The 24,172-nt window shown below is 68.3% G+C and carries 21 protein-coding genes; 5 read left to right on the top strand and 16 right to left on the bottom strand.

Translation table 11 applies throughout. The annotated features are described in order from the left end of the window. Positions 1-103: 103 nt before the first annotated feature. Both H7A86_RS08985 and H7A86_RS08980 read left to right on the top strand, forming a co-directional pair. On the top strand, positions 104-1,444 hold the full coding sequence (locus tag H7A86_RS08985) for a hemolysin family protein (protein WP_104582877.1): 1,341 nt from the start codon (positions 104-106) through the stop codon (positions 1,442-1,444). Beyond that, positions 1,428-2,099: an exopolysaccharide biosynthesis protein gene (locus H7A86_RS08980; protein ID WP_164740053.1), complete on the top strand. Its 672-nt coding sequence runs from the start codon at positions 1,428-1,430 to the stop codon at positions 2,097-2,099. Before H7A86_RS08985 ends, H7A86_RS08980 begins: the two co-directional genes overlap by 17 nt. Positions 2,100-2,131: 32 nt before the next feature. Here H7A86_RS08980 and H7A86_RS08975 read toward each other — a convergent pair whose 3' ends face one another. After that, on the bottom strand, positions 2,132-2,632 hold the full coding sequence (locus H7A86_RS08975) for a pyridoxamine 5'-phosphate oxidase family protein (protein WP_119132165.1): 501 nt from the start codon (positions 2,630-2,632) through the stop codon (positions 2,132-2,134). Between the two features lie 60 nt (positions 2,633-2,692). Continuing rightward, positions 2,693-3,694 (bottom strand): LLM class flavin-dependent oxidoreductase, encoded by a 1,002-nt coding sequence (locus H7A86_RS08970; protein ID WP_104582876.1) that lies wholly within the window; start codon positions 3,692-3,694, stop codon positions 2,693-2,695. Between the two features lie 367 nt (positions 3,695-4,061). Here H7A86_RS08970 and H7A86_RS08965 point away from each other — a divergent pair, with 367 nt between their 5' ends. Beyond that, positions 4,062-5,471, top strand: coding sequence for an MFS transporter (locus tag H7A86_RS08965; protein ID WP_166761859.1), 1,410 nt, complete (start codon positions 4,062-4,064; stop codon positions 5,469-5,471). Between the two features lie 32 nt (positions 5,472-5,503). Here H7A86_RS08965 and H7A86_RS08960 read toward each other — a convergent pair whose 3' ends face one another. Both H7A86_RS08960 and H7A86_RS08955 read right to left on the bottom strand, forming a co-directional pair. After that, a complete protein-coding gene (locus tag H7A86_RS08960; protein WP_180708091.1) occupies positions 5,504-7,201 on the bottom strand; it encodes an ABC transporter ATP-binding protein in 1,698 nt (565 codons plus the stop codon). 118 nt (positions 7,202-7,319) lie between these two features. Then, on the bottom strand, positions 7,320-8,381 hold the full coding sequence (locus H7A86_RS08955) for a phosphoenolpyruvate carboxykinase (ATP) (RefSeq protein WP_119132167.1): 1,062 nt from the start codon (positions 8,379-8,381) through the stop codon (positions 7,320-7,322). Between the two features lie 156 nt (positions 8,382-8,537). On the opposite strand from H7A86_RS08955, the gene H7A86_RS08950 reads away from it, so the two are divergent. Continuing rightward, the gene (locus H7A86_RS08950; RefSeq protein WP_119132168.1) at positions 8,538-10,091 is read left to right on the top strand and encodes a B12-binding domain-containing radical SAM protein; all 1,554 of its coding nucleotides are present in this window, start codon (positions 8,538-8,540) and stop codon (positions 10,089-10,091) included. Positions 10,092-10,148: 57 nt separating this feature from the next. Continuing rightward, positions 10,149-11,363 carry a nucleotidyltransferase family protein gene (locus tag H7A86_RS08945; protein WP_119132169.1) on the top strand — a complete coding sequence of 405 codons (1,215 nt, stop codon included), beginning with the start codon at positions 10,149-10,151 and terminating at the stop codon, positions 11,361-11,363. A gap of 284 nt (positions 11,364-11,647) precedes the next feature. Here H7A86_RS08945 and H7A86_RS08940 read toward each other — a convergent pair whose 3' ends face one another. The 12 genes from H7A86_RS08940 to H7A86_RS08885 all read right to left on the bottom strand — a co-directional run bounded on the left by H7A86_RS08940 (position 11,648) and on the right by H7A86_RS08885 (position 24,171). After that, the gene (locus H7A86_RS08940; RefSeq protein WP_119132170.1) at positions 11,648-12,760 is read right to left on the bottom strand and encodes a glycosyltransferase family 4 protein; all 1,113 of its coding nucleotides are present in this window, start codon (positions 12,758-12,760) and stop codon (positions 11,648-11,650) included. Then, on the bottom strand, positions 12,757-13,887 hold the full coding sequence (locus H7A86_RS08935; RefSeq protein ID WP_119132171.1) for a glycosyltransferase family 4 protein: 1,131 nt from the start codon (positions 13,885-13,887) through the stop codon (positions 12,757-12,759). Before H7A86_RS08935 ends, H7A86_RS08940 begins: the two co-directional genes overlap by 4 nt. A gap of 136 nt (positions 13,888-14,023) precedes the next feature. Next, positions 14,024-14,722 carry a class I SAM-dependent methyltransferase gene (locus tag H7A86_RS08930; protein ID WP_104582870.1) on the bottom strand — a complete coding sequence of 233 codons (699 nt, stop codon included), beginning with the start codon at positions 14,720-14,722 and terminating at the stop codon, positions 14,024-14,026. Then, the gene (locus H7A86_RS08925; RefSeq protein WP_180708090.1) at positions 14,719-15,951 is read right to left on the bottom strand and encodes an amidohydrolase family protein; all 1,233 of its coding nucleotides are present in this window, start codon (positions 15,949-15,951) and stop codon (positions 14,719-14,721) included. Before H7A86_RS08925 ends, H7A86_RS08930 begins: the two co-directional genes overlap by 4 nt. Positions 15,952-15,963: 12 nt before the next feature. Continuing rightward, entirely contained in the window at positions 15,964-16,806 is an 843-nt protein-coding gene (locus H7A86_RS08920) for a class I SAM-dependent methyltransferase (RefSeq protein WP_104582869.1), read from the bottom strand. Positions 16,807-16,964: 158 nt separating this feature from the next. Beyond that, positions 16,965-17,816, bottom strand: a complete 852-nt coding sequence (locus tag H7A86_RS08915; RefSeq protein WP_104648577.1) for a Wzz/FepE/Etk N-terminal domain-containing protein — start codon at positions 17,814-17,816, stop codon at positions 16,965-16,967. A 43-nt stretch (positions 17,817-17,859) separates the two neighbouring features. Continuing rightward, positions 17,860-18,993, bottom strand: a complete 1,134-nt coding sequence (locus H7A86_RS08910; protein ID WP_119132421.1) for a hypothetical protein — start codon at positions 18,991-18,993, stop codon at positions 17,860-17,862. Beyond that, positions 18,990-19,940, bottom strand: coding sequence for a glycosyltransferase (locus H7A86_RS08905; protein ID WP_119132173.1), 951 nt, complete (start codon positions 19,938-19,940; stop codon positions 18,990-18,992). Before H7A86_RS08905 ends, H7A86_RS08910 begins: the two co-directional genes overlap by 4 nt. Further along, the gene (locus tag H7A86_RS08900) at positions 19,937-21,190 is read right to left on the bottom strand and encodes an O-antigen translocase (protein WP_119132174.1); all 1,254 of its coding nucleotides are present in this window, start codon (positions 21,188-21,190) and stop codon (positions 19,937-19,939) included. The genes H7A86_RS08905 and H7A86_RS08900 overlap by 4 nt, the downstream gene beginning before the upstream one ends. Beyond that, positions 21,187-22,299 (bottom strand): DegT/DnrJ/EryC1/StrS family aminotransferase, encoded by a 1,113-nt coding sequence (locus tag H7A86_RS08895; protein WP_119132175.1) that lies wholly within the window; start codon positions 22,297-22,299, stop codon positions 21,187-21,189. The genes H7A86_RS08900 and H7A86_RS08895 overlap by 4 nt, the downstream gene beginning before the upstream one ends. Then, complete coding sequence (locus H7A86_RS08890; protein ID WP_119132176.1) at positions 22,299-23,231, bottom strand: GNAT family N-acetyltransferase; 933 nt, start codon at positions 23,229-23,231, stop codon at positions 22,299-22,301. The genes H7A86_RS08895 and H7A86_RS08890 overlap by 1 nt, the downstream gene beginning before the upstream one ends. Continuing rightward, a complete protein-coding gene (locus H7A86_RS08885; RefSeq protein WP_119132177.1) occupies positions 23,218-24,171 on the bottom strand; it encodes a glycoside hydrolase family protein in 954 nt (317 codons plus the stop codon). Before H7A86_RS08885 ends, H7A86_RS08890 begins: the two co-directional genes overlap by 14 nt. Position 24,172: the final 1 nt, after the last annotated feature.

Here is a 24,172-nt window from a genome sequence, read left to right as displayed (position 1 = left end):
ATGGAAGACGACCCTATATTCCCCCGTTGCCGCCCCGCCCTTGTGCGCGCCGGCCAACCCAGTGCTCGCCCGCCCTCCCCTTCACTGACCGGGGAAGACGCCCGTGGTTGAGTTTCTGATCGTCATTGCGCTGATCCTGTTGAACGGCTTCTTCGCGATGTCGGAAATGTCCCTGATGACCTCGCGCAAGAGCCGGCTGAAGCAGATGGCCGGCTCCAGCAAGCGCGCTGCGCGCGCCCTGGCACTGGCCGAAAGCCCGGAAAACTTCCTGTCCACGGTGCAGATCGGCATCACCCTGATCGGCATCCTGACCGGCGTGTTCGGTGGCGAGGCGATCGGCGAGGCCATCAGCAGCTGGCTGCAGGGGCTGTTCCCGGCGCTGTCGGCCTCGTTCGAGCTGGTCGGCAAGCCGCGCCCGTATTCGGTGGTGATCGGCAGCACGCTAGCGGTGGCGCTGATCACCTTCCTGACGCTGATCTTCGGCGAACTGGTGCCCAAGCGGCTGGCGCTGCGCAACTCCGAGGACATCGCCGGGGTGGTTGCGGTGCCGATGGCCTGGCTGGCGAAAATCGCCGCTCCCGGCGTGTGGGTGCTGGCGCGCTCGACCCGGCTGGTGCTGCGCATGCTCGGCATGGGCAAGGACGAATCGGCATCGGTGACCGAAGAGGAGATCCGCATGCTGGTGGCCGAAAGCCACGAGGCCGGCGTGATCGATGCGCACGAGCGCGACATGATGAATCGCGTGATGCGGCTGGGCGACCGCACCGCCGACAGCCTGATGACCCCGCGCAACCGCATCGCCTGGCTGGATGCCAACGCCGAGCCGGAACGCAATCTGCAGGTGATGCGCGAGCACGAATTCTCGCGCTACCCGGTCTACCGCGGCAGCGACCAGGACATTGCCGGCGTGCTGGAAGTCAAATCGCTGGTCACGCGCATGGGTGGGCACGGCGAGAATCTTTTCCAGGCGCTGCGCGATACCTTGTTCGTGTCCGAGTCCACACATGCGATGAAGCTGCTGGAAATCTTCCGCGAAGAGCAGCAGTCGATGGCGCTGGTGGTGGACGAATACGGCGAGATCCGCGGACTGGTGACCATCAGCGACCTGATGGGCGCGGTGGTCGGCCGTCTGCAGGCGGTGGAGAACACCGACGAGGATGCGCTGGTGGTCACGCGCGCCGACGGCTCGCTGCTGATCGACGGGTCGCTGCCGGTGGAGGAACTGCGCGAAGTGCTGGGCGCCGAACTGCCGGAAGCCGACGAAGGCGACTATCACACGCTGGCCGGCCTGTGCATCTACTACTTCGGGCGCATTCCGCAGGCGGGCGAATTCTTCGATTGGGCCGGCTGGCGCATCGAGATCGTCGATCTGGATGGCGCGCGCGTGGACAAGCTGCTGCTGAGCCGTGTCGGCGACGAGGGCAGCGATGACATCGTCGGATAACGGCGTGCCGCCGCCGGATGCGGCCGACGGCGAGCAGATGCGCTATCGCAACGAAGGCATCCGCAGCCTGCTGGCGGCTTTCAGCGAGGGCGATCCGGCGCAGGTATTGCGGGTACGCGAGATTTTGGCCGACCTGCAGCAGAGCGCGTTCGGTGTGTTTCTGTTCCTGGCGATCCTGCCCTCGTTCATTCCCATTCCTGGCGTGGCCGGCGGCATCAGCGGCCCGCTGACGGTGCTGATCGGGCTGCAGATGCTGTGCTGCCTGCGCAAGCCGTGGGTGCCGCGTTTCATCGGCGAGCGCGGGCCGCGCCGCAGCACCAGCCAGCGTTTCGTCGCGCGGCTTGCGCCGACGCTGCAACGCCTGGACCGGCTGCTCAAGCCACGCCTGCACGGCATGCTGGACCGGATTCCGGCGCAGATGTTCACCGGCGTGCTGCTGGTGCTGGTCGGCGTCCTGCTGACGTTGCCGATCCCGTTCACCAACTACCTCTTCGGGCTGATCCTGCTGCTGTTCGCGCTGGCCCTGCTGGAGCGCGACGGCGCGCTGCTGCTGGTGGGCTGGGCCGCTGCGCTGATCTCGGTGGCGGTGTTCGGGGTCACGTCCGACCAGCTGCTGGATCTGGTGCGCGATTGGTGGCCGGCCGCCTGGCGCTGATGCGCGAGACGATCGGCCCCTGATCGTCGCCGTTACTTCAGATCGACCACACGGTTGTCGGACAGGCTGCCGGTGTCGTCGGTGACTGCCGTCATCACGAAGTACAGTGCCTTGCCCAGCAGCCCGCTCGGGCCGTCCCAGTACTCGGCCGATTCGGCACGCACATGGATCAGGCGCAGATTGGGGTCATCCTTGCCGCCGGGGAAAAACACCTTCATCGCCGGCGACCATAGTTCATCGATCTTGGCGCGGTCATTGACCACGCGCGCGGTGCCGGCGACCGACACGTAGCTGTTCTTCGAGGCCGAGGCATAGGCCACGTTGACGCGCGGGTCGGCAGCGATTTCGGCCACCTTCGGGCTGTCGGCGGCGGTGGCGAACCACAGGTCGCCATCGAATTCGACTTCCTGCGTGCCCAACGGCCGGCTCACCAGTTTGCCGTCGGCCGACACGGTCGTGAACATCGCGATGTCCACGCCGCGGATCAATTCCGCCAACTGCTTGATGCTCTCGCTGCGTTCCTGAAATTGCATGCTGGTCTTCCCAATGGAGGTGCATGCATCTGAGCGGATTGCCGCGCAAAGCGACGTGAATCACGCAGGAGTCACGTCCAGCTCGCGGCAGGCCATGGCGGCGATTTCGAACGAACGCAGACGCGCGGCATGGTCGTAGATGTTGGCGGTGAACAGCAACTCGTCCGGCGTATGGCGCTCGATGAACTCGGCGACGCCCCGCGCGATCTGCTCGGCATCGCCCAGCACCGTGCAGGCCAGCGCCCGCTCCACGCCGGCACGTTCGTGCGGCTGCCAGAAGCTGTCGATGTCGTCGATCGGCGCGGGAATCTTGCCCGGCTTGCCGCGGCGCAGGTTGACGAAACTCTGCTGCTGGGTGGTGAACAGGCGGCGTGCCTGCGCTTCGGTCTCTGCGGCCACCACGTTCAAGGCCAGCATCACGTGCGGCTTGGCCAACTGCGCGGACGGGCGGAACTCGCGGCGGTAGATCGCCACTGCCTCGTCCATCGCATCGGGCGCGAAGTGCGAAGCAAACGCAAACGACAGGCCCATCGCTGCGGCCAGCCGCGCACTGAACAGGCTGGAGCCCAGCAGCCATACCGGCACGTCGAGTCCGGCGCCCGGCACTGCCTGCACCAGTTGCCCCGGCACGGCAGGCGCGAAGTAGCGCAACAGCTCGGCCACGTCCTGCGGAAAATGGTCGGCGCTGTCGAAATAGCGACGCAGAGCGCGCGCGGTCGGCTGGTCGGTGCCGGGCGCGCGGCCCAGGCCCAGGTCGATGCGCTGCGGATACAGCGAGGCCAGCGTGCCGAACTGTTCGGCCACCTGCAGCGGCGCATGGTTGGGCAGCATGATGCCGCCGGCACCGACGCGGATGGTCTTGGTGCCGCCGGCGACGTGGCCGATCAGCACCGCGGTGGCGGCGCTGGCAATGCCCGGCATGTTGTGGTGCTCGGCCAGCCAGTAACGCTGGTAGCCCCAGCGCTCGGCGTGCTGGGCCAGATCGAGCATGTTGGCGAAGGCATGAGTGGTGTCGCTGCCTTCGCAGACCGGCGCCAGGTCGAGCACGGAAATGGGCGTCATCGGATGACTCCGGGGAATGAATGATGTGCAAGAGATGGGGCTGGCCAGGCGACTTTGCCACCTGCCCAGGTGGCGCTGGGGGGATTACAGCATTCCAGTGGTCGAACAACGGGAGGATCTGCAGTTGGACACTCCCCCGCTCCGTGCCCAGGCCCGCGCTTCGTTGCACCGGCACTGCACTGCACGCGCGGCAACGGCGCGCAAGCCATGCATTCGCCCCGGTGGGAGGGGCTTACGGCTACGCGCGATGGCTGTGGGTGTGTGGCGCGCGTTGGCTCGCCTGCGAATGCAGTTGCCAGGCCACGAAGCATGGGCGTCGGGTGACACCGTTGCTGGCTATGATGGACACCGCACTGGCAGCGCCTGCATGACGATGGCTTCGACCGCTCCGCTTGACCCCGCTTCGGACACCCTGCACATCGCCGCGCGGATCGACCGGCTACCGGCCAGCGCCACCCTGTGGCGGCTGGTCGGCCTGCTCGCGCTGGGCGGTTTTTTCGAGTTGTACGACCTGTTCCAGACCGCCTACATCAGCCCCGGGCTGATCCGCGACGGCATCTTTGCCAGCGGCGCCGATGGCGCATTCGGCATGTCCGACCAGGCCGCGTTTGCGGCGGCGACGTTTCTGGGGCTGTTTGTCGGCGCTGCCCTGTTGAGCCCGTTCGCCGACCGCTTCGGGCGCCGGCCGGTGTTCACCTTCGCCCTGGTCTGGTACACCGCCGCGACCGTGGCAATGGGCCTGCAGGACACCGCCACGGGCGTCATCGTGCTGCGCCTGGTGGTCGGGATCGGCCTGGGCATCGAGCTGGTCACCATCGACACCTACCTGTCCGAGCTGGTGCCGCGGCATATGCGCAGCGCCGCGTTCGCGTTTGCATTCTTCGTGCAGTTTCTGGCGGTGCCTGCAGTGGCGCTGACCGCCTGGCTGCTGGTGCCGCATGCACCGCTGGGGGTGAGCGGATGGCGCTGGGTGGTGTTGCTGAGCGGGGTGTTTGCGCTGGCGATCTGGTGGCTGCGCAGCCGTTTGCCGGAATCGGCGCGCTGGCTGGCAGCGCAGGGACGCCATGCCGACGCCGATGCAGTGCTGAGCCAGCTCGAAGCGCGCTGCGCGCGCGATCTGGGCGCGCCCCTGGCTGCACCGCAGTTGCCTGTCCCCTCGCCGGCCGGCGGCGTGCAGACCGCGGCGCTATGGCGGGCGCCCCATCGCGGGCGCATCGGCATGCTGGTGGTATTCCACATCTTTCAGGCGATCGGCTTTTTCGGCTTCGGCAACTGGCTGCCGGCCCTGATCTCGGCGCAAGGCACCGGCGTGACCAAGAGCCTGGGCTATTCCTTCGCCATTTCGCTGGCCTACCCGCTGGCGCCGCTGCTGTTGCTGCGCTTTGCGCAACGCTGGGAAAACAAGTGGCAGATCACCGCATCGGCGCTGGGCGCGGTGCTGTTTGGCGTGCTGTTTTCGCAGCAGCACCAGGCAATCGGCATGGTGGTGTGCGGGGCGATGATTGCGTTCTGCAACGCCTGGATGAGCTTTGCCTATCACGGCTATCAGGCCGAGCTGTTCCCCACCGGGCTGCGCGCGCGGGCGGTGGGCTTTTGCTATTCCTTCAGCCGCCTTTCCACGGCGGTGAGCAGCGTGCTGATCGGCTGGCTGCTCGCCCAGGTCGGCAGCCATGGCGTACTGGCCTTCATCGTGGTCAGCATGTCGATCGTGGCCGGCGTGATCGCGCTGTTCGGCCCCCGCACGCGCAACCGTGCGCTGGAAGAGATTGCCGGTTGAGCGTGGTGCCGAACCAACCCAGCCAGGTGGTATTACGCGCCTGAGCTTGCAAGCGCATCACCGTGGACGGCGGGCTGCGCGGCAGGCGCAACGCCCAGGGCTACCGTGCGATCGGCCACCGCCGCCAGGCTGGTGCGATGCGAGACCACCACCAGCACGGTCTGCGGCAGGCGTTGCCGCAGCATGCACAACAGCTGCTGTTCGGCCTCTGCATCCAGTGCGCTGGTGGCCTCGTCCAGCACCGCCAGGGTCGGCTGGCGCAACAGCACCTGGGCCAGCAGCAGGCGCTGCGACTCGCCGCCGGACAGCCGCCCGTCCTGGCCGTTGATCGGGCTGTCCAGGCCTTGCCCGTCGCGCCGCAGACGCGCGCTCAGGCCGACGTCGCCCAGCACCTCCCACATGCGCGCATCGGGAGCGCCGGGCAACGCCCAGTCCAGGCACGCGCGGACCGTGCGCTGCCACGGCCGCACCCCCTGGCCGAGGTAGGCGCCATGCCGCACCAGGGCGCGATACGCGGCAAAATCCAGCCGGCGCCCGCCCATGTGCGCGGTGAACTGCGCCGGCGCAGTCTGACCCGAGAGCACGTCCATCAGGCTGCTCTTGCCGACGCCGGAGGGCCCGACCACCAGGGTCAGTCCGCCGGGCAGCAGCAGCATCGGCGCGAGATCGAGCCTGGGCAACGGCGGCGCCAGGCCGATGTGTTCCAGATGCACGGCTGCCGGCAGCGGTGCTGCCGGCGCGGCCGCCGTGCGCGCGCGGGGCGCGCCCAGCGCCACATAGCGCCGCCACAACTGCAACGCCGGCCAGGCCGAGCGCAGTTGCTGCACGCTCTGGCGGGTGCTGACCAGATACGGCAGCAGGCGCCCGAGCAGCAGGCTGACGGTGATCAGCGCAGCGCGGTCCGCGCCCTGCCAGAGGTTGGCCAGCACCAGGATGGCGGCGATTGCCGCCACCGCGGTGGCTTCCAGCAGCAGCCGGCTGCCTGCCACCAGCGCCTGCTGCTGCGCATAGCCCTGCCCCAGCCGTGCGGAAATGCGTTCGTAATGGCGCGTTTCCAGCGCTTCGCGCTGGAACGAGCGCACATGCCGCAGGCGACGCGGGAAGTCTTCGCTCAGCCAGAACAGCTGCGTCATGTCGGCTACATAATCGCGGCTGATGCGCGCCTGTTTGTCGCTGCTGGAGATGCGCAGGCCCAGCCACGCCAGCCCCAGCAGCAACGGCGCCGCCAGCAGCAATGCAGGCGCGATCATGACCGCGATGCAGAGGCTCACCAGGGCGGTCATGCCGGCCACCAGCAGCTGCAATGCCGCACCGAAGCCCTGGGTGGCGATTTCGATGTTGTAGGTCAGCACATTGGCGATTTCCGCCGAGCTGGCGCCGGACAGCGCAGGCAGCGGTGCATCGATCAAGGCGGCATGTACGCGCTGGCGCAGCCCGATCGCGTAGCGGCTGGTCAGCCGCGCGGCCAGCCCTGCGCCATGCCAACGCAGTGCGGCAAACACCAGGCTCACAGCCACGAACAGCGCCACCTGCATCGCCAGGGCCTGCGGTAAGGCGAGCGCGTAGCCGGCCAGGCGGACGGCGTGCCCGGGCTGCACCAGCGGCACCAGGCTGACCGCGACGAGGCTGCCGGCCAGTGCGGCAAGCAGCGATACGCCGACGTAGAGCGCAATGGTCGGCACGTCCGCCGGCACCAGCGTGCCGACGAAATCGCGCCACATCGCGCGCATGGGCCTGCGCTCTGCAGCGGCGCGTATCTCAGTCACGTGCGGGGCGCACGGTGGCATGCGGCATGCCGCATGGCGTTGACCCTGCGGACGCATGCGTGCGGCGGCCGCGCGCATGCGCTCACCGCAACACCTGCAGCAGCGCGTGCAGCGAGGCCTGCGGATGCAAACCGCGGCGCAATGTGAACATGCCGATGCGCTGCACCTGCTCGACAAAGCGCGACCAGCCCGGTTGACCGGCCGCATACGGCTGATCGCCTGCCAGGCAATCGGCGATGCGTTCGGCCGGCATCGCCAGCAGCAACTGCGCGGGATCGCTCGCCGGCGTCGCCGACAGCATCACCACCGCAGACAACGGCAGGGGTGCGCGCGCCAGCTGCGCGCGGCCGTGGCGAATATCGATCTCGAACTTTTCCACGCCGCTGCGGCGCCGGATGGTCGGCGAGGCGCTGATCCAGGCGCGGGTCTGCGCGTCGACCAGGCCCAGCGCGCCGGCGCGCAGGTGCAGAAAGTTGGCCACGCCGGTGGTGAGCAGGCTCTCCGGCGCCACGAACACGCCGTCTTCGGCGATGAAGTCCAGGCCATGCAACAGGCTGTGCAGCGCCAGGGTCGATTTGCCGGCGCCGCTGGCACCGAGCAACAGCACGCTGCGTCCGTGCCGGCCCACGCATGCGCCATGCAGGGGCACCAGGCCCATGCCGCGCGCGGCCAGCAGGAACACGGCAAATTCGATCAGCTCATACCGCACGTGATAGGCGTGGGCGAGCATGTCGTCGGAGACCACCAGCATGGCCCGGCGCGCGGGCACCGACAGCATCAGGTAGTTGCAGGCATCCATGACGCCACACAGCAGGCCGCCGCTGGCATGGGTGCGCACCGGTGGCGGTTCTGCGCCGGGTGGCGCGTACCCGCGCGCCACCAGATCCAGCGTGACATGAAACTCCGGCGCACCCGGCAAGCGATGCGCGGGCAGGCCCGCGTAGGCGTGGTCCACCAACGCCAGCAGCGCCTCGCTGTCGCTTTCGAAGTGAAACAGCGCGCCGAGGATTTGCCGGCGCACGCCATGCCGGCGCGGCCGATGTTCGCCAAAGGGATCTGCTGCCGCTGCCGTTGCATCCGGCGTGCCGGAGCGTGTGTCATCGCCCACCGGCAGGAGTTGCGCCAACGCAGCCGACTGCGGCATGCCGTTCCATCCTTTGCATCGATCAGCCGGTATGTGCCGATCGGCAAGGGAAAGGTTGCCTGGCCGGCATCGACACGCATACCCGACGCGAGTCGGCAACCGGGCGCGCATCCGCACAACCAAAGCGGCCTGCATCCGCACCTACTGCCGAGCCGAATGCCGGTGTCTGCGCACGCCACCGCTGCGTCCACCTGGCGACAGAACGAGAGCCTTGTGCAGATGCTAAAGATCCAGGTCAGTCATTCGTATTTCCTGCGTTACGACCCCAAGCAATGGGAGCGCGGCAAACCCTATCCACCGCTGGCGACGCTGCAGGTCGCGGCGCTGCTGCGTGAGCGTGGGCATGCAGTGAGCCTGTTCGACGCGATGCTGGCCGAGGACGTGCAGGAGTATGACGGCGCCTTGCACCAGGCGCAGCCGGATGTGGTGGTGTTCTACGAAGACAACTTCAACTTCCTCACCAAGATGTGCCTGAGCCGGATGCGCGAGGCCGCCTGCCGCATGATCGCGCAGGCACGTGCCGCCGGTTGCCGCGTGCTGGTCGCCGGCTCCGACGCGTCCGACAACCCGGACGTATTCCTGGACGCCGGCGCGCATGCGGTGCTGGTCGGCGAAGGGATCGCACCGCTGCTTACGCTGATGGAACGGCTGGAAGCCGATCCGGACATCGACCGCGACGCCTGGCTGGCCGGTGTGGCACGGATCGCCACCGCGCAACCTGCCGCCACGCGCGCGCATCCCGGCGCGCAACCACCGGACGCGCGCCTGAGCGGCCTGCCGGCCTGGGACCTGGTCGACATGCCGCGCTATCGGCGTTTCTGGCAGCAACGGCACGGCTATTTCAGCCTGAACATGGCCGCTTCGCGGGGCTGCCCGTTTCGCTGCAACTGGTGCGCCAAACCGATCTGGGGCAATCACTACACGCGCCGCGCTGCGGACGACGTGGCTGCCGAAATGATCCATCTCAAGCGCAGCTTCCAGCCCGATCACCTGTGGATGGCCGATGACATCTTCGGCTTCCATATCGATTGGGTGGAAACCTTTGCGCAGCGCCTGAGCGAGGCCGATGGCGCGATCCCGTTCACCATCCAGACCCGTGCCGACCTGGCCAGCGAGCGCATGGCCGCTGCGCTTGCGCGCGCCGGCTGCGCCGAGGCCTGGCTGGGTGCCGAAAGCGGCAGCCAGCGCATCCTGGACAGGATGACCAAGGGCACCGAGGTTGGCGAGGTGATCGCCGCACGCCAGCGCCTGGGCGCGCACGGCATCCGTGTGGGCTTCTTCATTCAACTCGGCTACCTGGGCGAAGAACTCGAAGACATCCTGGCCACGCGCGCACTGGTGACGCAGGCCAACCCGGACATCATCGGCGTCAGCGTGTCCTATCCCCTGCCCGGCACCAAGTTCTACGAGGAAGTGAAGAACCAGCTGGGCGGCAAGACCCATTGGCAGGACAGCGACGACCTGGCGATGATGTTCCATGGCGCCTACGACTCGGAGTTCTACCGCAGCGTGCGCGACCTGCTGCATACCCAGGTCGACCTGCAGCAGGCGCGCGCCACGCTGGGTGCCGATGCATTTGCGCAGGCCTCGCAGACGCTGGAAGCGCGCTGGTCCGCCTTGATCGCCAGCGAACGGCAGCATCGCACCGCGCCGCTTGCCGGCGCTGCCGAACGCCAACCGCGCCAGCTGGCCAGCGTGCTGGTCGGCTAGCGCGCAAGGCGCCGACCTCGCTTCCCCCCCTTACCTCGCCCTTCGGATCACAGCCGCATGCAGCCTTCCCTTCGCACCATCAAGCACGGCCTGCGCACGGCCACCGAACGGCTGGCCAGGGAGTTGGCGCAGCCCGGCGCAGCGGTGCCGCAGTGGGACCGGCTGCAATGGCAACTGGCTGCGGCAGCGGCTGCAGCGCATGGCGTGTCGCCGCTGCTGCAACGCCGCTCGTTGTGGCAGGACGCCGACTGGACCGCGTTCCTGAGTGAGCAACGCAACCATGTCGAAGACCGTCATCGGCGCATCGCGCTGTTGCTGGCCCGCATCGACGCGGCAGCGCGTGCGGCCGGCATCGCCCTGGTCGGCCTCAAGGGCACCGCCTTGCATCGGCTCGGTGTCTATCTGCCCGGCGATCGGCCGATGGCCGACATCGATCTGCTGGTGGCGCCGGAAGATGCGCCCGCGGCGGCGGCGCTGCTGTGCGAACTCGGTTACGTGGCCTGCTTCGAACAATGGAAGCACCAGGTGTTCAAGCCGCTGCATGGCGAGGCGGTGGCGGGACTGGGCGAGCATCGCGATGCGCCGATCAATCTCGAGCTGCATACCCGCATCCAGGAACGTCTGCCGCTGCGCAGCGTGGACATCACCGCGTGCATCCTGCCCGAGCGGCCGCAGCCGGGATTGAATCCCTACCCGTCGGTCGGCGCGCTGATGTGCCATCTGCTGCTGCATGCGGCCGGCGGCATCTGCCACCGCAGCATCCGCCTGATGCATCTGCATGACCTGGCACTGCTGGCCACGCGCATGGGGCCGCGTGACTGGGACCAGTTGTGGGACGACCCGGCCGTGGCGCCATGGTGGGCGCTGCCGCCGCTGCTGCTGCTGCAACGCTATTACCGCAGTGTGGTGCCGCCGGCGGTGATGGCGCGGCTGCAGGCCGGGTGCCCGCGCGTGCTGCGCATGCGTGCGGCCCGCCAGACCCTGACCAGTGCCTCGTGCTCCAACCTGTGGTTGTCGGCCCTGCCCGGCATCGAATGGTCACGCTCGCTGGGCGAAGCGCGACAGTACCTGCGCAATCGCGTGGTGCCGACGGCCGAGAGCCGCAAGGAACGGGCGGACATGCTGCAGACCCAGTTGTGGCTCCAGGGCCAGCCCTGGGTGCGGCAGACCCAGCTGCGCCGGGTGATGACGCGCCTGACCCGGCCGGTGCCGCGCACCGACATGCTGTATGTGGTGCGTGCAGCGCTGGACGGCTATCTGCAGCCGGCCTGAGTGCGGCTGACAGCACTGCTGCGCTCAGCATCAGGTCGGCACGGCCTGCCCGGAGTCGGCAGGTGTCCGCCGCAGCGTCCGAGTCCGGGCGCGCTGCCTGCACCCAGCCATCGGCTGCTCGCAGCAGCTTTGTCGGTGATCGCAGGCCCGCAGCAGGCGCGCAGGCTGGCGCTTGTGCAGCCGATCACCGTTGCGATCACGTCCCCACGTTTTGTTTGGCAGCCTCGTTGCTGCACCACGCGCGTTGCCTTGCGGCTGATGCGATCTGCGTCATTGCGCCGCAGTCAGCGCAGCGGCCGCGCCTCGCACAGGTGCCGATACAGCTGTTCGAACAGCCGCGTGGTCAACGCCGCGTCCTCCCGGACCGCACGGCATTGCGCTGCCCAGGCCAGGCGCAAGCGCAGCTCGTCGTCGGCCAAGACCTGGCGGACGGCTTCTGCCAGCCCGGCCCAGTCGCCCGGCGGTACCGCGAGTGCGCACACCGGTGCCCATTCGACCAGGTGCCCGACCGCGGTACCGACGGTGGGCACACCGGCGACCGCCGCTTCCAGCAGCACCAGCGGTCCGGCTTCGTGCAGGGACGACAGCACCAGCAGGTCGGCCGATTGCATGATCGGGCGCAGCTCGCGCTGGGTCTTGAAACCGAGAAAACGCACCTGCGCGCCCAGGCCCAGCTGTTGCACCAGGCGTTGCATGGCGCCATCCAGCGTATCGACGCCGACCATGTCCAGGGTAAAGGCGACCTCGGCGCGTTTGAGCGCTGCCATCGCCTGCAGCAAGGTGGTCTGGTCCTTGACCGGATTGAGGCTGGCCACATGCAGCAAGCGGGCGATGCCGCCCGTGCGTGCACGTGGCGCGGCCGGCGGCCAGGCACGCAGATCCACGCCCAACGGCACCCGCTGCGCATGGATGCCGAGCGCCTGCAGCGACGCGAGGATGGGCGCGCTGGCCGCGGTGACGCGGTCGGCCAGGCGCAGGATCACCGCTTCGCGCAGGCGACCGCGCCAACGTCGCCGGCCGCCGTAGCCGATGCCATGCAACGCGACCAGCTCGCCACCGGCGATATGCACCACGCTTGGACGCCGCAACAGCTTTGCCGCGGCGACGGCGACCAGACCGCAATAGCCGGAAAAGATGGCCTGGATCACATCGAACGGAGCACGACGATGTTCGTCGACAATGGCGGCGATCGCACGCGTGCGGGTGCGGCGCGCGCCGATGTTGTGCACGGTGGCGCCACGCAATGCCCAGGTGCCGGGCAGCGGCTCCTGGTGCAGCACGAACACATGCACCTGGTGCTGGCGCGCCAGCCATTCGATCAGGGTCAGGAACACCGGGATCACGCGGACCTCGCCGCTGCGATCCACGCCGCCCGGAACCACCAGGGCCAGTTTCATGCGGTTCGCCCTGGCGCGGCGGCCAGCAGCTGGGTGTACGCTCGCTTCCAGCGCTGCCCCACGGCGGCAAACGACAGCCGTGCATCGAAATGCGCGCGCACCTGTGCGCGATCGGGGCGTTGCCGGACGACGCGCAACAGCAGGTCCGCCAGGGCCGAGGCATCGCCGACCGGCCACAACGCGCCGACCGCCCCACCATCGCTGAGCGCACGGAAGGACGGGATATCGGTCAGTAGCGGCAACGTGCCGCAGGCATAGGCTTCCACCGCGGCATAACCGCAGCTTTCGGCATGGCTGGCGGAGACGAACAGGTCGCAGGCACGCAACAGGGTTTCCACGCGGGCATGCGGCACCCTGCCCAGCAACTGCACGCAGCGTGCAAGCAGCGGATCGGCGCGCAGACGCTGCCGTACCTGCTCCAGCAACGGCGCCTGGTCGAACACGCACCACAGCCGCAACCCGGGCAACACGCGGGCGGCCAGGGCGACGGCATCGAGCACGCACAGCGGATCCTTGGCCGCGCTCAGATGCCCGACCCACAACACGCAGGGGTCGCCATGCAGACAGGTCTGCTCGCGTGCCTGCAGGCGATCGCCCGGCGAAAAGCGGCTGCTCGATTCGGGAACCGCAAACAGCTGCGTCTTTGCCTTGAACAGGCGCGCCTGGACGAACGGCTGCGCCATCTCCTGCGCGGTGAACGCGATCCCGGCGGCGGCCGCGTAGCGTAGGCGCCACCCACTGCGGGCCCACCAGCGCGGCGGGCGGTTGGCGTGATCCTGCAGCAGGATCGGCGTCTGCGGCAGCAGGCGGGCGAGACGGCGTGCATCGCCGGCAAATTCCAGGCCGTGGATGTGGACCACATCGGCACCGATCTCGTGCAGCATCGCAGCAAGCAGACCTGCACGCTGCGCACTGCCGCGCGCGCCGAGCTCGACGAAGCGGTAATCCACGCCCTGGCGAGTGAGCCGCAGGTTCAGTGCAGAGGCCTGGACCACCGATACGCGCACCCCGGCACTGGCGACGGCCTCGGCGATATCGGCCAGCGATGGCCACTGCGCGAACACCTGCTCGGCAGTCAGGCCGGCGGGAGTCGGCAGCAGATTGAGCTGCGCCACCTGCAGGCTCATGGCACCGACCGCGCCCGGATTGCACGCCCTGCCATGCTGACCAGGCCACGTGCCGCGCACTGCACCGCGCGCAAACGGCACCGCTCGCCTGCCACCGAGATGCTGCATGCACACGCCACCATGGCCAGTACGTTGGTCACGCGATGCGCCGCAGCCGCAGCACCAGCGCGACCGGCACCCGCAGCGCGGCCTGATCGAAGCGCGCACCGGGCGCGATGTCGGCCGGGTCCAGCATCGGCTCGGCCACCGCTTCGATCTCCATGCCCAGTGCCACGCAGGCCGCATGCCAATGGCTGTAGAGATGTTGCGTATGCCGCACCGCGTACTGCCGGCCGTCGGCCTTGAAGTCGCGTTGCCAGCCCAGCGCATGGCCGATGGGGTGCACGTCGCTGCACAGCACCAGGCCGCCGATGCGGGTGACGCGGTGCAGTTCTTCCAGCGCTGTCCATAGCTGCTGCAGATGGCCGACCACCAGACCGCAGACGCTGAGATCGGCCACTGCGTCGCCCAGCGGCAGCTGCTCCAGGCTGCCCTGCTGCAGGCGCATGCGTGCCGATGGCCAGTCCTGCGCCAGCTCGGCGCGCGCACGCTGCAGCATCTGCGGCGACAGATCCACGCCGGTCACCTGCAGCGCGCCACGCCGCAAGGCATGCAGCATGTAGCGCCCGCTGCCGCAACCGGCGTCGAGCACGTGCTGGCCCTGCAACACGTTCGGCATCAACGCGAGCATGGCGCGCTCTTCGGCCAGCATCACCGGGTTGTGCGCGTGCGGCGGATACGCCTGCGCCCACAGCGCATACGCCGCTGCCGGCTCGAGGATCGGTACTGCGTTCACGACACCGCACCGCTGGCGGCTATGGCGACGCCGGGCTGGCGCGCAGGTTGGTGTGCAGGCTGGGGCACGCGCTGCAGGCCGGGTTCCAGTGCCAGTACCGCCGGATCGGCCAGCGTGGCGTCGAGCAGCTTGGGGCGTCCGTCCAGCAGCACCGGGACGGTGCGGATGCCGGCCGCGTCGAACCAGTCGGCAAAATCCGGGTCGGCGATGCGCGGGGCGCCATCGCGTATCACCGCACGCAGGTCGCCGCGTGCGCAGCCCACCACGCTGAGCGCGGGCTCGCCACCGCGGTCGCGCACGATCACCAGGTCCGCCGCCGCCCCCGGCGCCAGGCGTCCACGCGTGGCCATGCGCAGGATGCGCGCCGACTGATGGGTGACCAGGCCGAGCAGCAGATCCGCGGCCAACCCGCTGCTGGCAGCGATGCGCAGTTCTTCCAGCAGATCGCGCGCGCCGCTGACGCGCGAATCGTTGCCCAACGCGAGCCGGCCCGCCATGCACAGGCGCCAGGGGTCGAGCGTGCGGCCCAGCAGCGCACGGTTGCTCGATGGGCACCACACCACCGCCGCGCCACGTGCGATCACCCGCTCGATGTCGCGTTCGCCCATGCCCACGCCGTGGATCAGCACGCTGTTGGGTGCCAGGCAACCAAGCCGGTCCAGTTCTTCCAGTTCGGCGGCCGCCACCGCATCGGTGCCTTCGGCCAGATGGATCATCCAGGGATGCGCGGGCGAGGTTGCGGCAAAACTGCCCTGCACCGGTGGGCCATAGCCGGTCCACCCCAGCGCATAGCTCCAGCCGAACTCGCGCAGCAGGCCAACCGGAAAGCCGGGCTCGTCCAGCGTGGCGTGCCACGGGTCGTGCTGGGCCACGCAGGTGACGCCGGCCAGCAGGTTCTTCAACCCACCATGACGCAGACGCACCGGCTTGGGCACACGCAGGGCAGCGGCCACGTCGGGATGCCGGAAATGCGCCTGGAACGCCTCGATCCACGCATAGCTGTTGGGAAACACCGCGCCCTGCGGCAGCGGCGGCACGCAGTTGACCTGCAGATGCTCGTGCGCATTGATCAGGCCGGGCGCCAGCACATGCCCCTGCAGGTCCAGGCGCAGGCTGCCGGTGCCGAGCGTGCCGCCGAAGCGCCCTGCGCGGATGGTCAACGGCGCGCGCGACGGGCCCGCCAGGGTGATCGCGCGCGCGCCCTGCAGGCAGACATCGGCCATGGACATCGGCATCTCCACTCAGCGCTTGCGCAGCACGATCAGGAAGTGGTCGCCCATGTCGCGCAGCAGCGGCAGCCCGCCCAGGCGGTCGTCGCACCGGCCCAGACGCTCGGACAGGCGCGGATGCCGTTCGCAGAAATCCACCAGGTACGGCGGCGGCAGGAACAGGCTCAAGGCGCGATAGCGGTCCAGCACGAAGTGCTTGGCGAAGGCGCGGTAGAACTCGCGCGGCAGGTGGTACCAGGTCCAGATGGTGTGGCCGTTCATGCCCACGGCGGTGACCCCGCGCGCGGCCCGCACCGCGGCGCGCCTGAACCGCCCGCGCACGCTGTAGTGGCCGATTTCCCAGGGGCAGATGCGCCCGATCACCGAGAACACCAGGCAGCCATCGGCGCGCAGCAGGCGCGCGCATTCGGCCGCCACCGCCGGGAGATCCGGCGCGCAATTGAGCGGGCCGAAGTTGGAATACATGCCGTCGAAGCTGCCCTCCAGCTGGTCCAGCTGCTGGATGCCGACATGGGCGGCGCTCAGGCGCTCTTCCAGGCCTTGCGTGGCCGCGCGCTGGCGGGTGCGCTCGACCATTGCCGGCGACCAGTCGGTGGCCAGCACGCGGTAACCGCGACGTGCGAATTCGCCGGCATCCAGGCCGGTGCCGCACCCCAGGTCCACCAGCCGCGAGCCCACCGGCAACTCGGCCGCGACCGTGTCCCACAGCGTGGTGCGCATACGCTGGATCAGCGCGTTGTTGCCGCGTGGGCCGTCGTAGTCCGGCGCCACGCTGTCGAACGCGCGTTGCGTCTCCAGCAGGCGCTCCGGGGCCACCGTGCCACCGCGCGCCGCATGCTCATTGGCCACCGACATGCGCAGCCTCCCACCCCGATCCAGCTGTTCTCACCACATTCTCCAGGCGCGACACCGCCGACGCGGCATCGCTTGATTGACCGGTGAGTGCCGCGCGCCGACGGTTTGGTTGCAGCGTCGGGCAGCGATGTCCACCGTGCCGCACGCCGCGGAGCGGCTCAGCCGTCAGTCTGCGGCGCGGCGCCGGTACGCCGCCGCCAGGCATTGCGCAATACCGCGGCCAGCACCGCCAGCCCCGCCCCGCCGAGCAGGCCGGCGGCCCAGGCGGTGACGGCATTCGGAAACGCCTGCTGCTCGGGTACGTACAACGGCCATGCCAGCGAGGTCTGATAGGTGTAGCGCGTGGTCAGGCGGGCAACCAGATCGTCGCGCTCGCTCTTCAATGCGCGCACGGTGGCGTTGCTGTCGGTCAGCAGCACGCCCGCCAGGACCTGGGCCGGGGTCGCCGCAGCGGCGCCCTGCCCGGCCTGCACCTGCTGCTGCAGTTGATCGCGGTTGCGGGTGGCCACGCGCAGATCGTCGGTCAGGCCCTGCAGGCGCGTGCGCGCCAGTGCGAGCGCCACTGCGTTGGTGTCACCGTGCAGACCCTGCAAGGCACTCACCGTCGCCAGCGCCAGGCTGCGCGCCTGCGCCGACGATTCGGCCCGGATGGTCACCCCGATCAGGTTGGCATACGGGTCCGGATCCGGCTTGAGGCTGCCGCGATACAACTGCGCCGCGCGGCTTTTCAGCGGCACGCCGGCCTGGCGCAACACCGCGTCCTGGAACAACCGCGTCTTCATGCGATCGATCACGCGCTGGAACGGTTCGACCTTGGGGTCGCGCCCGGCCGGCGTGGGGCCGATTTCGCCGACCTGGATCCAGGCGGTGGCTTCCCACTGCGGCCTGGCAAGGCGGGTAAAGGCAAAGGTCAGTGCAAGCACCACCACCAGCGCGGCCAGCGCCCAGCGCCATTCGCGACGCAGGATGCGCCACAGGTCGATCAGATAGATGTCGTCGTGTTGAGTCATGGTGCACCGGCTCTGGAACATGTGAAAACGAAGCTGCCGCGCATTACGCAGCAGCGGTGGGTGCGGCATTGCGGGTCGGCAGCAGCACCGTGCCGGCATGCAGCACCAGGCACAGCGCGATGAAGCCGAAATTGGTCCAGGTGAAGGCCTGCGGCGCAAACGGCGACATCAGGCAGGCATAGGCGATGCGCAGGAAGATCAGCACATGGAAGATCGATAGCGAGCTGTTGAGCAGGCGCACGCTCCACACCAGCCCTGCATACAACGCCAGCAGCGCCAGCAACGCACCGGGCGCGCCCCAGGCCATCAGGAATGGAAAGAACTCGGTCCCCACATTGATGTTGGGCGCATCCAGCGGGATGCCGGTGCCGGCGGTGGCGATCGAGCCACTGAACGGCACCAGCTGATTGACCAGGAAGCTGGCGTTGACATACCCCTTGGCCAGGATCGCGCCGAAGTTGTACGGCCCGGCGCTGATGTACAGCAGCAACCACTGCACGCCCTGCGGCATGGCGCGATACACGGCACTGAACGGCAGGGCGACCGTGGCCAGCGAGCCGGAACGCAGTGCGCCGAGGATGGAAAACACCCCGCCGCCGGCCAGCACCAGCAGGCCGATGGTCTTCCACGGCAGGCGGCGCGCCGGGTCGCGGCGCAACAGCATCACCAGCACGAACGAAAACAGCCCGGCAAAGATGCGGTTGCGGTCGATCACCACGATCGGGAACACGAAACCCAGCGTCACCATCGCCGCGCGCAGCCCGCGATGACGCACGCACAGCAGCGCGATCGGCGGCAGGATCCAGCACATGTTGGAAATGTGCCGCACATGCGCGCGCAACGGGCTCAAGGTGGCATAGGAGGACGGATCGCTGAACAGCGGAACCGGAAACAGCGCCACATCCACGATGCAGAACACCCCCACCACCGCCGCCAGCGTCATCACCACGAACGCGTCGCGGGTGCCGGCATAGCGGTAGGCGCGAAAGCGCTCCACCGCAGGCAACTGTATGCGCAGCCTGGCGTCCAGCACGCAGGTCGCAGCGGCGGCGATGGCCAGCAGCGCGATGCCATCCGCATAACCGCCGGGCAAGCTGTAGGTCAGCAGCGTCAGCGCGCAGCTGAGCAGCATCGGCAGTGCCAGATAGGTCGCCGGCCGGCGTAGTAGCGTGCTCATGCCGGCTTCGCTGCGCCGCGCGCCTGCCCGGGCCGCCACCTGGCTGGCAGCGACGACCAGGCATAGGCGAGCAGGTGCCCGACCACCCTGTGCGGCCGGCGCTGCAGGAAGGCCACCTTGGCCGCGATGTAGTGCGCCTGTGCGCGCAGCAAGCTGCACTCGGGCGCGTCGAACAACTCCGCACAGCGCACTGCCACCTGACGCGATTCGCTCAAGTTGGCAATCCGCGTGCGCACGTCCGCGGTCTTGCTGAGATTGCTGCCGTGCAGGCGGTAGGCACACACTGGCACGTCGATAAAACCCAGCGCATCACGTGCGGCCAGGCGCAGGAAAAAGTCCCAGTCTTCGATCCGCAGCGATTCGTCCCAGCCGGCGCGCGCATCGAAGGCACTGCGGCGCAGCAACGCCACTGCGCCGCCGACCGCCCACTGCTGGATCACCGCGCGGCGGATGCCGGACGCGTAGCGGTACAGATCGACATCCACACGATGCAGGTCGCGCATGGCGCTGGCGTGCAGCAGTTGCCCATGCTGATCGACCACGCAGGCATCGCCAATCACGGCCAGCTTCTGCGGATGCGCTCGCAGGTAGCGCACCTGTGCGTCCAGCCCGCCGGCCAGCAGATAATCGTCGCTTGCGCCCAGCCGCAGGTAATCGCCCCGCGCGCGCAGCGCCAACTCGTTGAGCGTGGCCGCCACACCGCGATTGGCGCGCTGGACGAACTGCACCGGCAGCCGGTGGCCGTGGGAAGCGATCCACTGCACGATCTTCTCGCCGGTCGCGTCGCTGGAGCCATCGTCGACGATGACCAGTTCCTTGCACGGGTACGGGTCTTCCAGCACGCTGTCCAGGCAGCGTTGCACGAAGCGTTCGTGGTTGAAGGCCGGAATCAGCACCGACACCAACGGCCAGCGCGCACGCCGCGTGGGATGGGTGGAAGCGCTCATGCCGGCTGCACCAGATAGCGGCGCACCACCACGATGTTGAACAGCAAATACAGCACATAGTTGGCGACGAAGGCATACATCGCACCGATCAGCCCCCATTGGGCGGTGAACAGGTACACCAGCGCCAGGTAGCTGGCGGCAAACACGCATTCGGAGATCACGAACAGCCGTGTCATCGCCTTGGCCAGCATCACGTACGACAGCACGAAGGCCGCGATCTTGATCACATCGCCCAGCAACTGCGGGGCATACAGCGGCGTGGCCTGGGCAAACCGGGCGTCGAACAACAGCCAGGTCACCCAATCGCGACACACATACACGCCCAGCGCCATGACGATCACCGCCGGCATCACATGGCGATACGCGGTCCGCAGCTCGCGCCCGAGCGCTGCGCGCTGCTGCAGCGATGCCAGCTTGGGCAGGTAATACACGTTGATGGCGGTGGTGAAGAACAGCAGATACGCATCCGACACCCGGCTCACCGCCTGCCAGTAACCTACCTGCTGCCAGCCGAACTGCAGCGCCAGATGGTCGCGCACCAGGATGGCCACCAGTTGCGGCACCAGCGTGGCGGTCAGCGTCATCACCGAGAAGGCCGCCAGCCTGCGCGTCATCTGCGCATCGAAGCGCATGCGCAACATGTCGCGCCGAAAATAACGGCTGCGCCGCAGCGCCGGCACGCCGGCCAGCAACCACAGCACCTGGCCCAGCACCAGCGCCAGCAATGCGCCCTGCAACTGTGCCCGGCTGGACAACCATGCCACCAGTGCCACGCTCAGCACTGCGCCGCTGACCTGCACCAACGCCAGGCGGCGCACGTCCATGAAGCCGTTGATCACCGCCAGGATGTAGTTGACCAGTGCGATGCCCAGCTGCGCCACGGCCACCACGCAGATCAGCGGCCGGTACGCCGCATCGCCGAGCAGGCGTTCGGCGATGGCGCCACTGAACAGCAACGCCAGCACCGCCATCACGCAAGCTGCGCAGAAGGCGTACCACAGCGCCGCGCTGAGCAGACGTGCCAGCGCAGCGGCATCGTCGCGATATTCGGCCACGTACTTGACGATGCCCGCGCTGATGCCGCCACCTGCCAGCACCGCCAGCACCGACATCAGATTGAGGAACTGGCCCAGGCGGCCGACCCCTTGCGGGCCGGCGTACACCGCCACCAGCTTCACCACCACCAGCGCGGCCAGCAGCTTGGCCAGCGTCGCAACGCCGGTGTAGGCGCTGCTGCGCACGAGATTCATGCAGCGGTGCCGAACGACTGGCATGCGGCAATCACACGCGTAACCGAGGCATCGTCCAGCGCAGGCCCCATCGGCAGGCTCAGCACTTCGCGGTGCAGCCGCTCGCTCACCGGCAGGCAGGCATCGCCCAGTGTGGTGTAGGCCGGCTGCCGGTGCGGCGGCACCGGGTAATGGATCTGGGTCTGGATGCCCGCGCGCAGCAGATGCGCCTGCAAGGCATCGCGCTGGGCGCTGCGCACCACGAACAGATGCCAGACGTGCTGCGCCTCGGCCACCACCGTGGGCAGCGTGATCAAGGGGTTGTCGATCCCGTGCAGGTAGCGCTGCGCCACCGCGCGGCGCCGGGCGATCTCATCGTCCAGATAGCCCAGCTTGACCCGCAGGAACGCCGCCTGCATCTCGTCCAGCCGTGAATTCACGCCCTGACAGAGGTGGTGATATTTCACCTGCGAACCGTAATTGCGCAGCGCGCGAATACGCTCGGCCAGGCGCGCATCCGAGGTCACCACCGCGCCAGCATCGCCGAGCGCTCCGAGGTTCTTGGTCGGGAAGAAACTGAAGGCCGCCGCATCGCCGAAGGCACCGGCACGGCGCCCCTGCGCGCTGGCGCCATGCGCCTGCGCGGCATCCTCGATCAGCAGCAGCCCGTAGCGATGCGCCAGCGTCTGTAGCGCCTCCACATCCACCAACTGCCCGTACAGATGCACCGCCATGATGGCGCGCGTCCGCGGGCCGATCGCCTTCTCCACGCTGGCCGGATCGATGTTGAAGGTCGTAGGGTCCGGCTCCACCGGCACCAGTACCAGGTGGTTCTGGCTGATTGCCAGGAAGGTGGCGATGAAGGTATTGGCGGGCACGATGATTTCATCGCCCTCGCGCAACACGCCCAGCTCGCGATAGCCGCGCAGGATCAGCGACAACGCATCCAGCCCGTTGCCCACACCCACCGCCTGCGCCGCGCCGCAGTAACTGGCGAATTCTTCCTCGAAGGCGGCCAGCTCCTGCCCGAGCACATACCAGCCGGCATCGATCACCCGCGCCGCAGCAAGCTTCAGCGCATCGGCATAGCGCGCATTGACCGCGCGCAAATCCAGGAACGGCACATCCATTACAGCACCCACCGATAGAAGTCCTGTACCACGGCACGCGCGCCGAAGCGCTCCTTTTGTTCGACCAGACCGTCGTTGAGCACCCGGCCAGCCTGTTCGGTCGAACTACCGAAGCTGAAGTAGTGGCGCTGCGCATACACCTGGGTGATCAGTTCGGCCAGCAGCAGGCTCAGCGCATCCAGCTGGCGACCGCGCGCGGAGACCGCCAGATACTGGGTATGCACGCTGCGACCGAAATCCAGCACCAGCGCTGCCGCCAACAGCTCCCTGTCGGCACGCGCCTCGTGCAGCACGATCTGCTGCGGAAACCGGTGTTGCAGCAATTGCAGCTCGTCCAGCCGATGGGTCGGCGCCACCCGATGGCGCTGCAGTACCTGGGTCAGCAGGGCATGAAATTCGTCGAGCCCGGTACCGACCCGGATCTGTACACCGGCCTTGCCCGCCTTGACCAGCGACCGTCGGCGTTCGGCGCTGAACGCAAACGGCTCGCGCAATGCAATTGCCGACGACAGGTCGCGCCGGTACAGCTGGGCGCCCACGCGATGCAGGGCATACAGATCCTCTTCGGCCGGATATGCGTGGAAGATATGCGGCACCGGCTTGTACACGAGTTCGCGCACCCCGTGCGCGCGATAGTGCGCGGCGATCTGTTCGAAGACCTGCAAGGTGGCGCCCGCGCGCAAGGCCCGCGACGACAGCAGGCCCGCATAGCTCAGGCCGGCGTGGCTACTGACGCAGTCGCCGTCCAGGTTCGCCGGCAACACCGCCACCACTTCGCCACCGCGCTCGATCAGCAATGACGCATCCACGAAGCGGTCGGCGTGATAGTCCATGTAGCCGCGTCGATGCAGGACATTGCCATTACGCGAGGACGCCACCAGCGCGTCCCAGGCAGGCGCATCACTGGCCTGGTACGGCCTAACCGAAAACATGGCGCCCCTGCAGCTCCGACGGCAACGCGGCATCGGCCAGGCCGAAGCCGGCCTGCCCCATTGCATTGCCGTTGTAGAACATCAATACCCGATCATGCTGCTGGATCAAGGCCGGATAACAGAGCGTGTGCGCATCCCAGCCGTGCTCGGACAGCTGCAGCCCCAGTTGACTGTCATCGCGCTGCCACTGCACGCCGTCGCCACTGAAGGCGATACCCGGGAAGTAGCCACCGTGGATGTCGCCGCGGGTGAAATACATCAGATAGCGCCCGCCCAGGCGGTACACGCGTGGCCGGCCGATGCGGTATTCGTCGCCCTGCGGACGCAGGCACACCACATCCTCGGCAGGGAGATGGCGCAGATCCTCGGTCTCCGCATAGCGGATGTGGTAGCGCGGATACGGCTGGCCGCTGATGGTTTCCCAATCGTCGCCCACCGCGTACCACAGCCGCCACCGCCCATCCTCGAAACGTGCCGAATGCACCGCGGCAATCGTGCTGCGGCCGGGGGCGCGATCCAGCAACGGGGTGTCCTGGCGGCGCTCAAAACGCTCGCCGCCATCGCGGGACACCGCAAGCCCGGTGAAGGCCAGGAACTTGGCCTTGGCCACACGCTGAAAGCCGACGTAGAACATGTACAGCCCATCCGGCCCGGCCACGACATCGCCGAGAATCATGCCGTTGTCGTCGAAACAGCCATCGCGGCCGATATCCAGCACCGGCTGCCGGCTCACGCCGACGATCTGCGTCGGCGCATCGGCGCACACGTCCACATAGCCGATCCGGCTCACGCCCTGCGCATCGCGAAAGCCTGCATAGACACGCAGCACCTGCGCAGACAACCGGTGCGGCGTCGGCGTCAGCGCGGCGTGCTGCATCCAGCCGCCCACGCCATCGCGCGCAACGTCGAAGACCAGGCCGCGCTTGGTCCAGGCAAACATG

Source organism: Xanthomonas euroxanthea, from assembly GCF_903989455.1.
Classification (GTDB): Bacteria; Pseudomonadota; Gammaproteobacteria; order Xanthomonadales; family Xanthomonadaceae; genus Xanthomonas; species Xanthomonas euroxanthea.
Note: the sequence above shows the minus strand (reverse complement) of the source record. Positions and strands in the feature narration are given on the sequence as shown.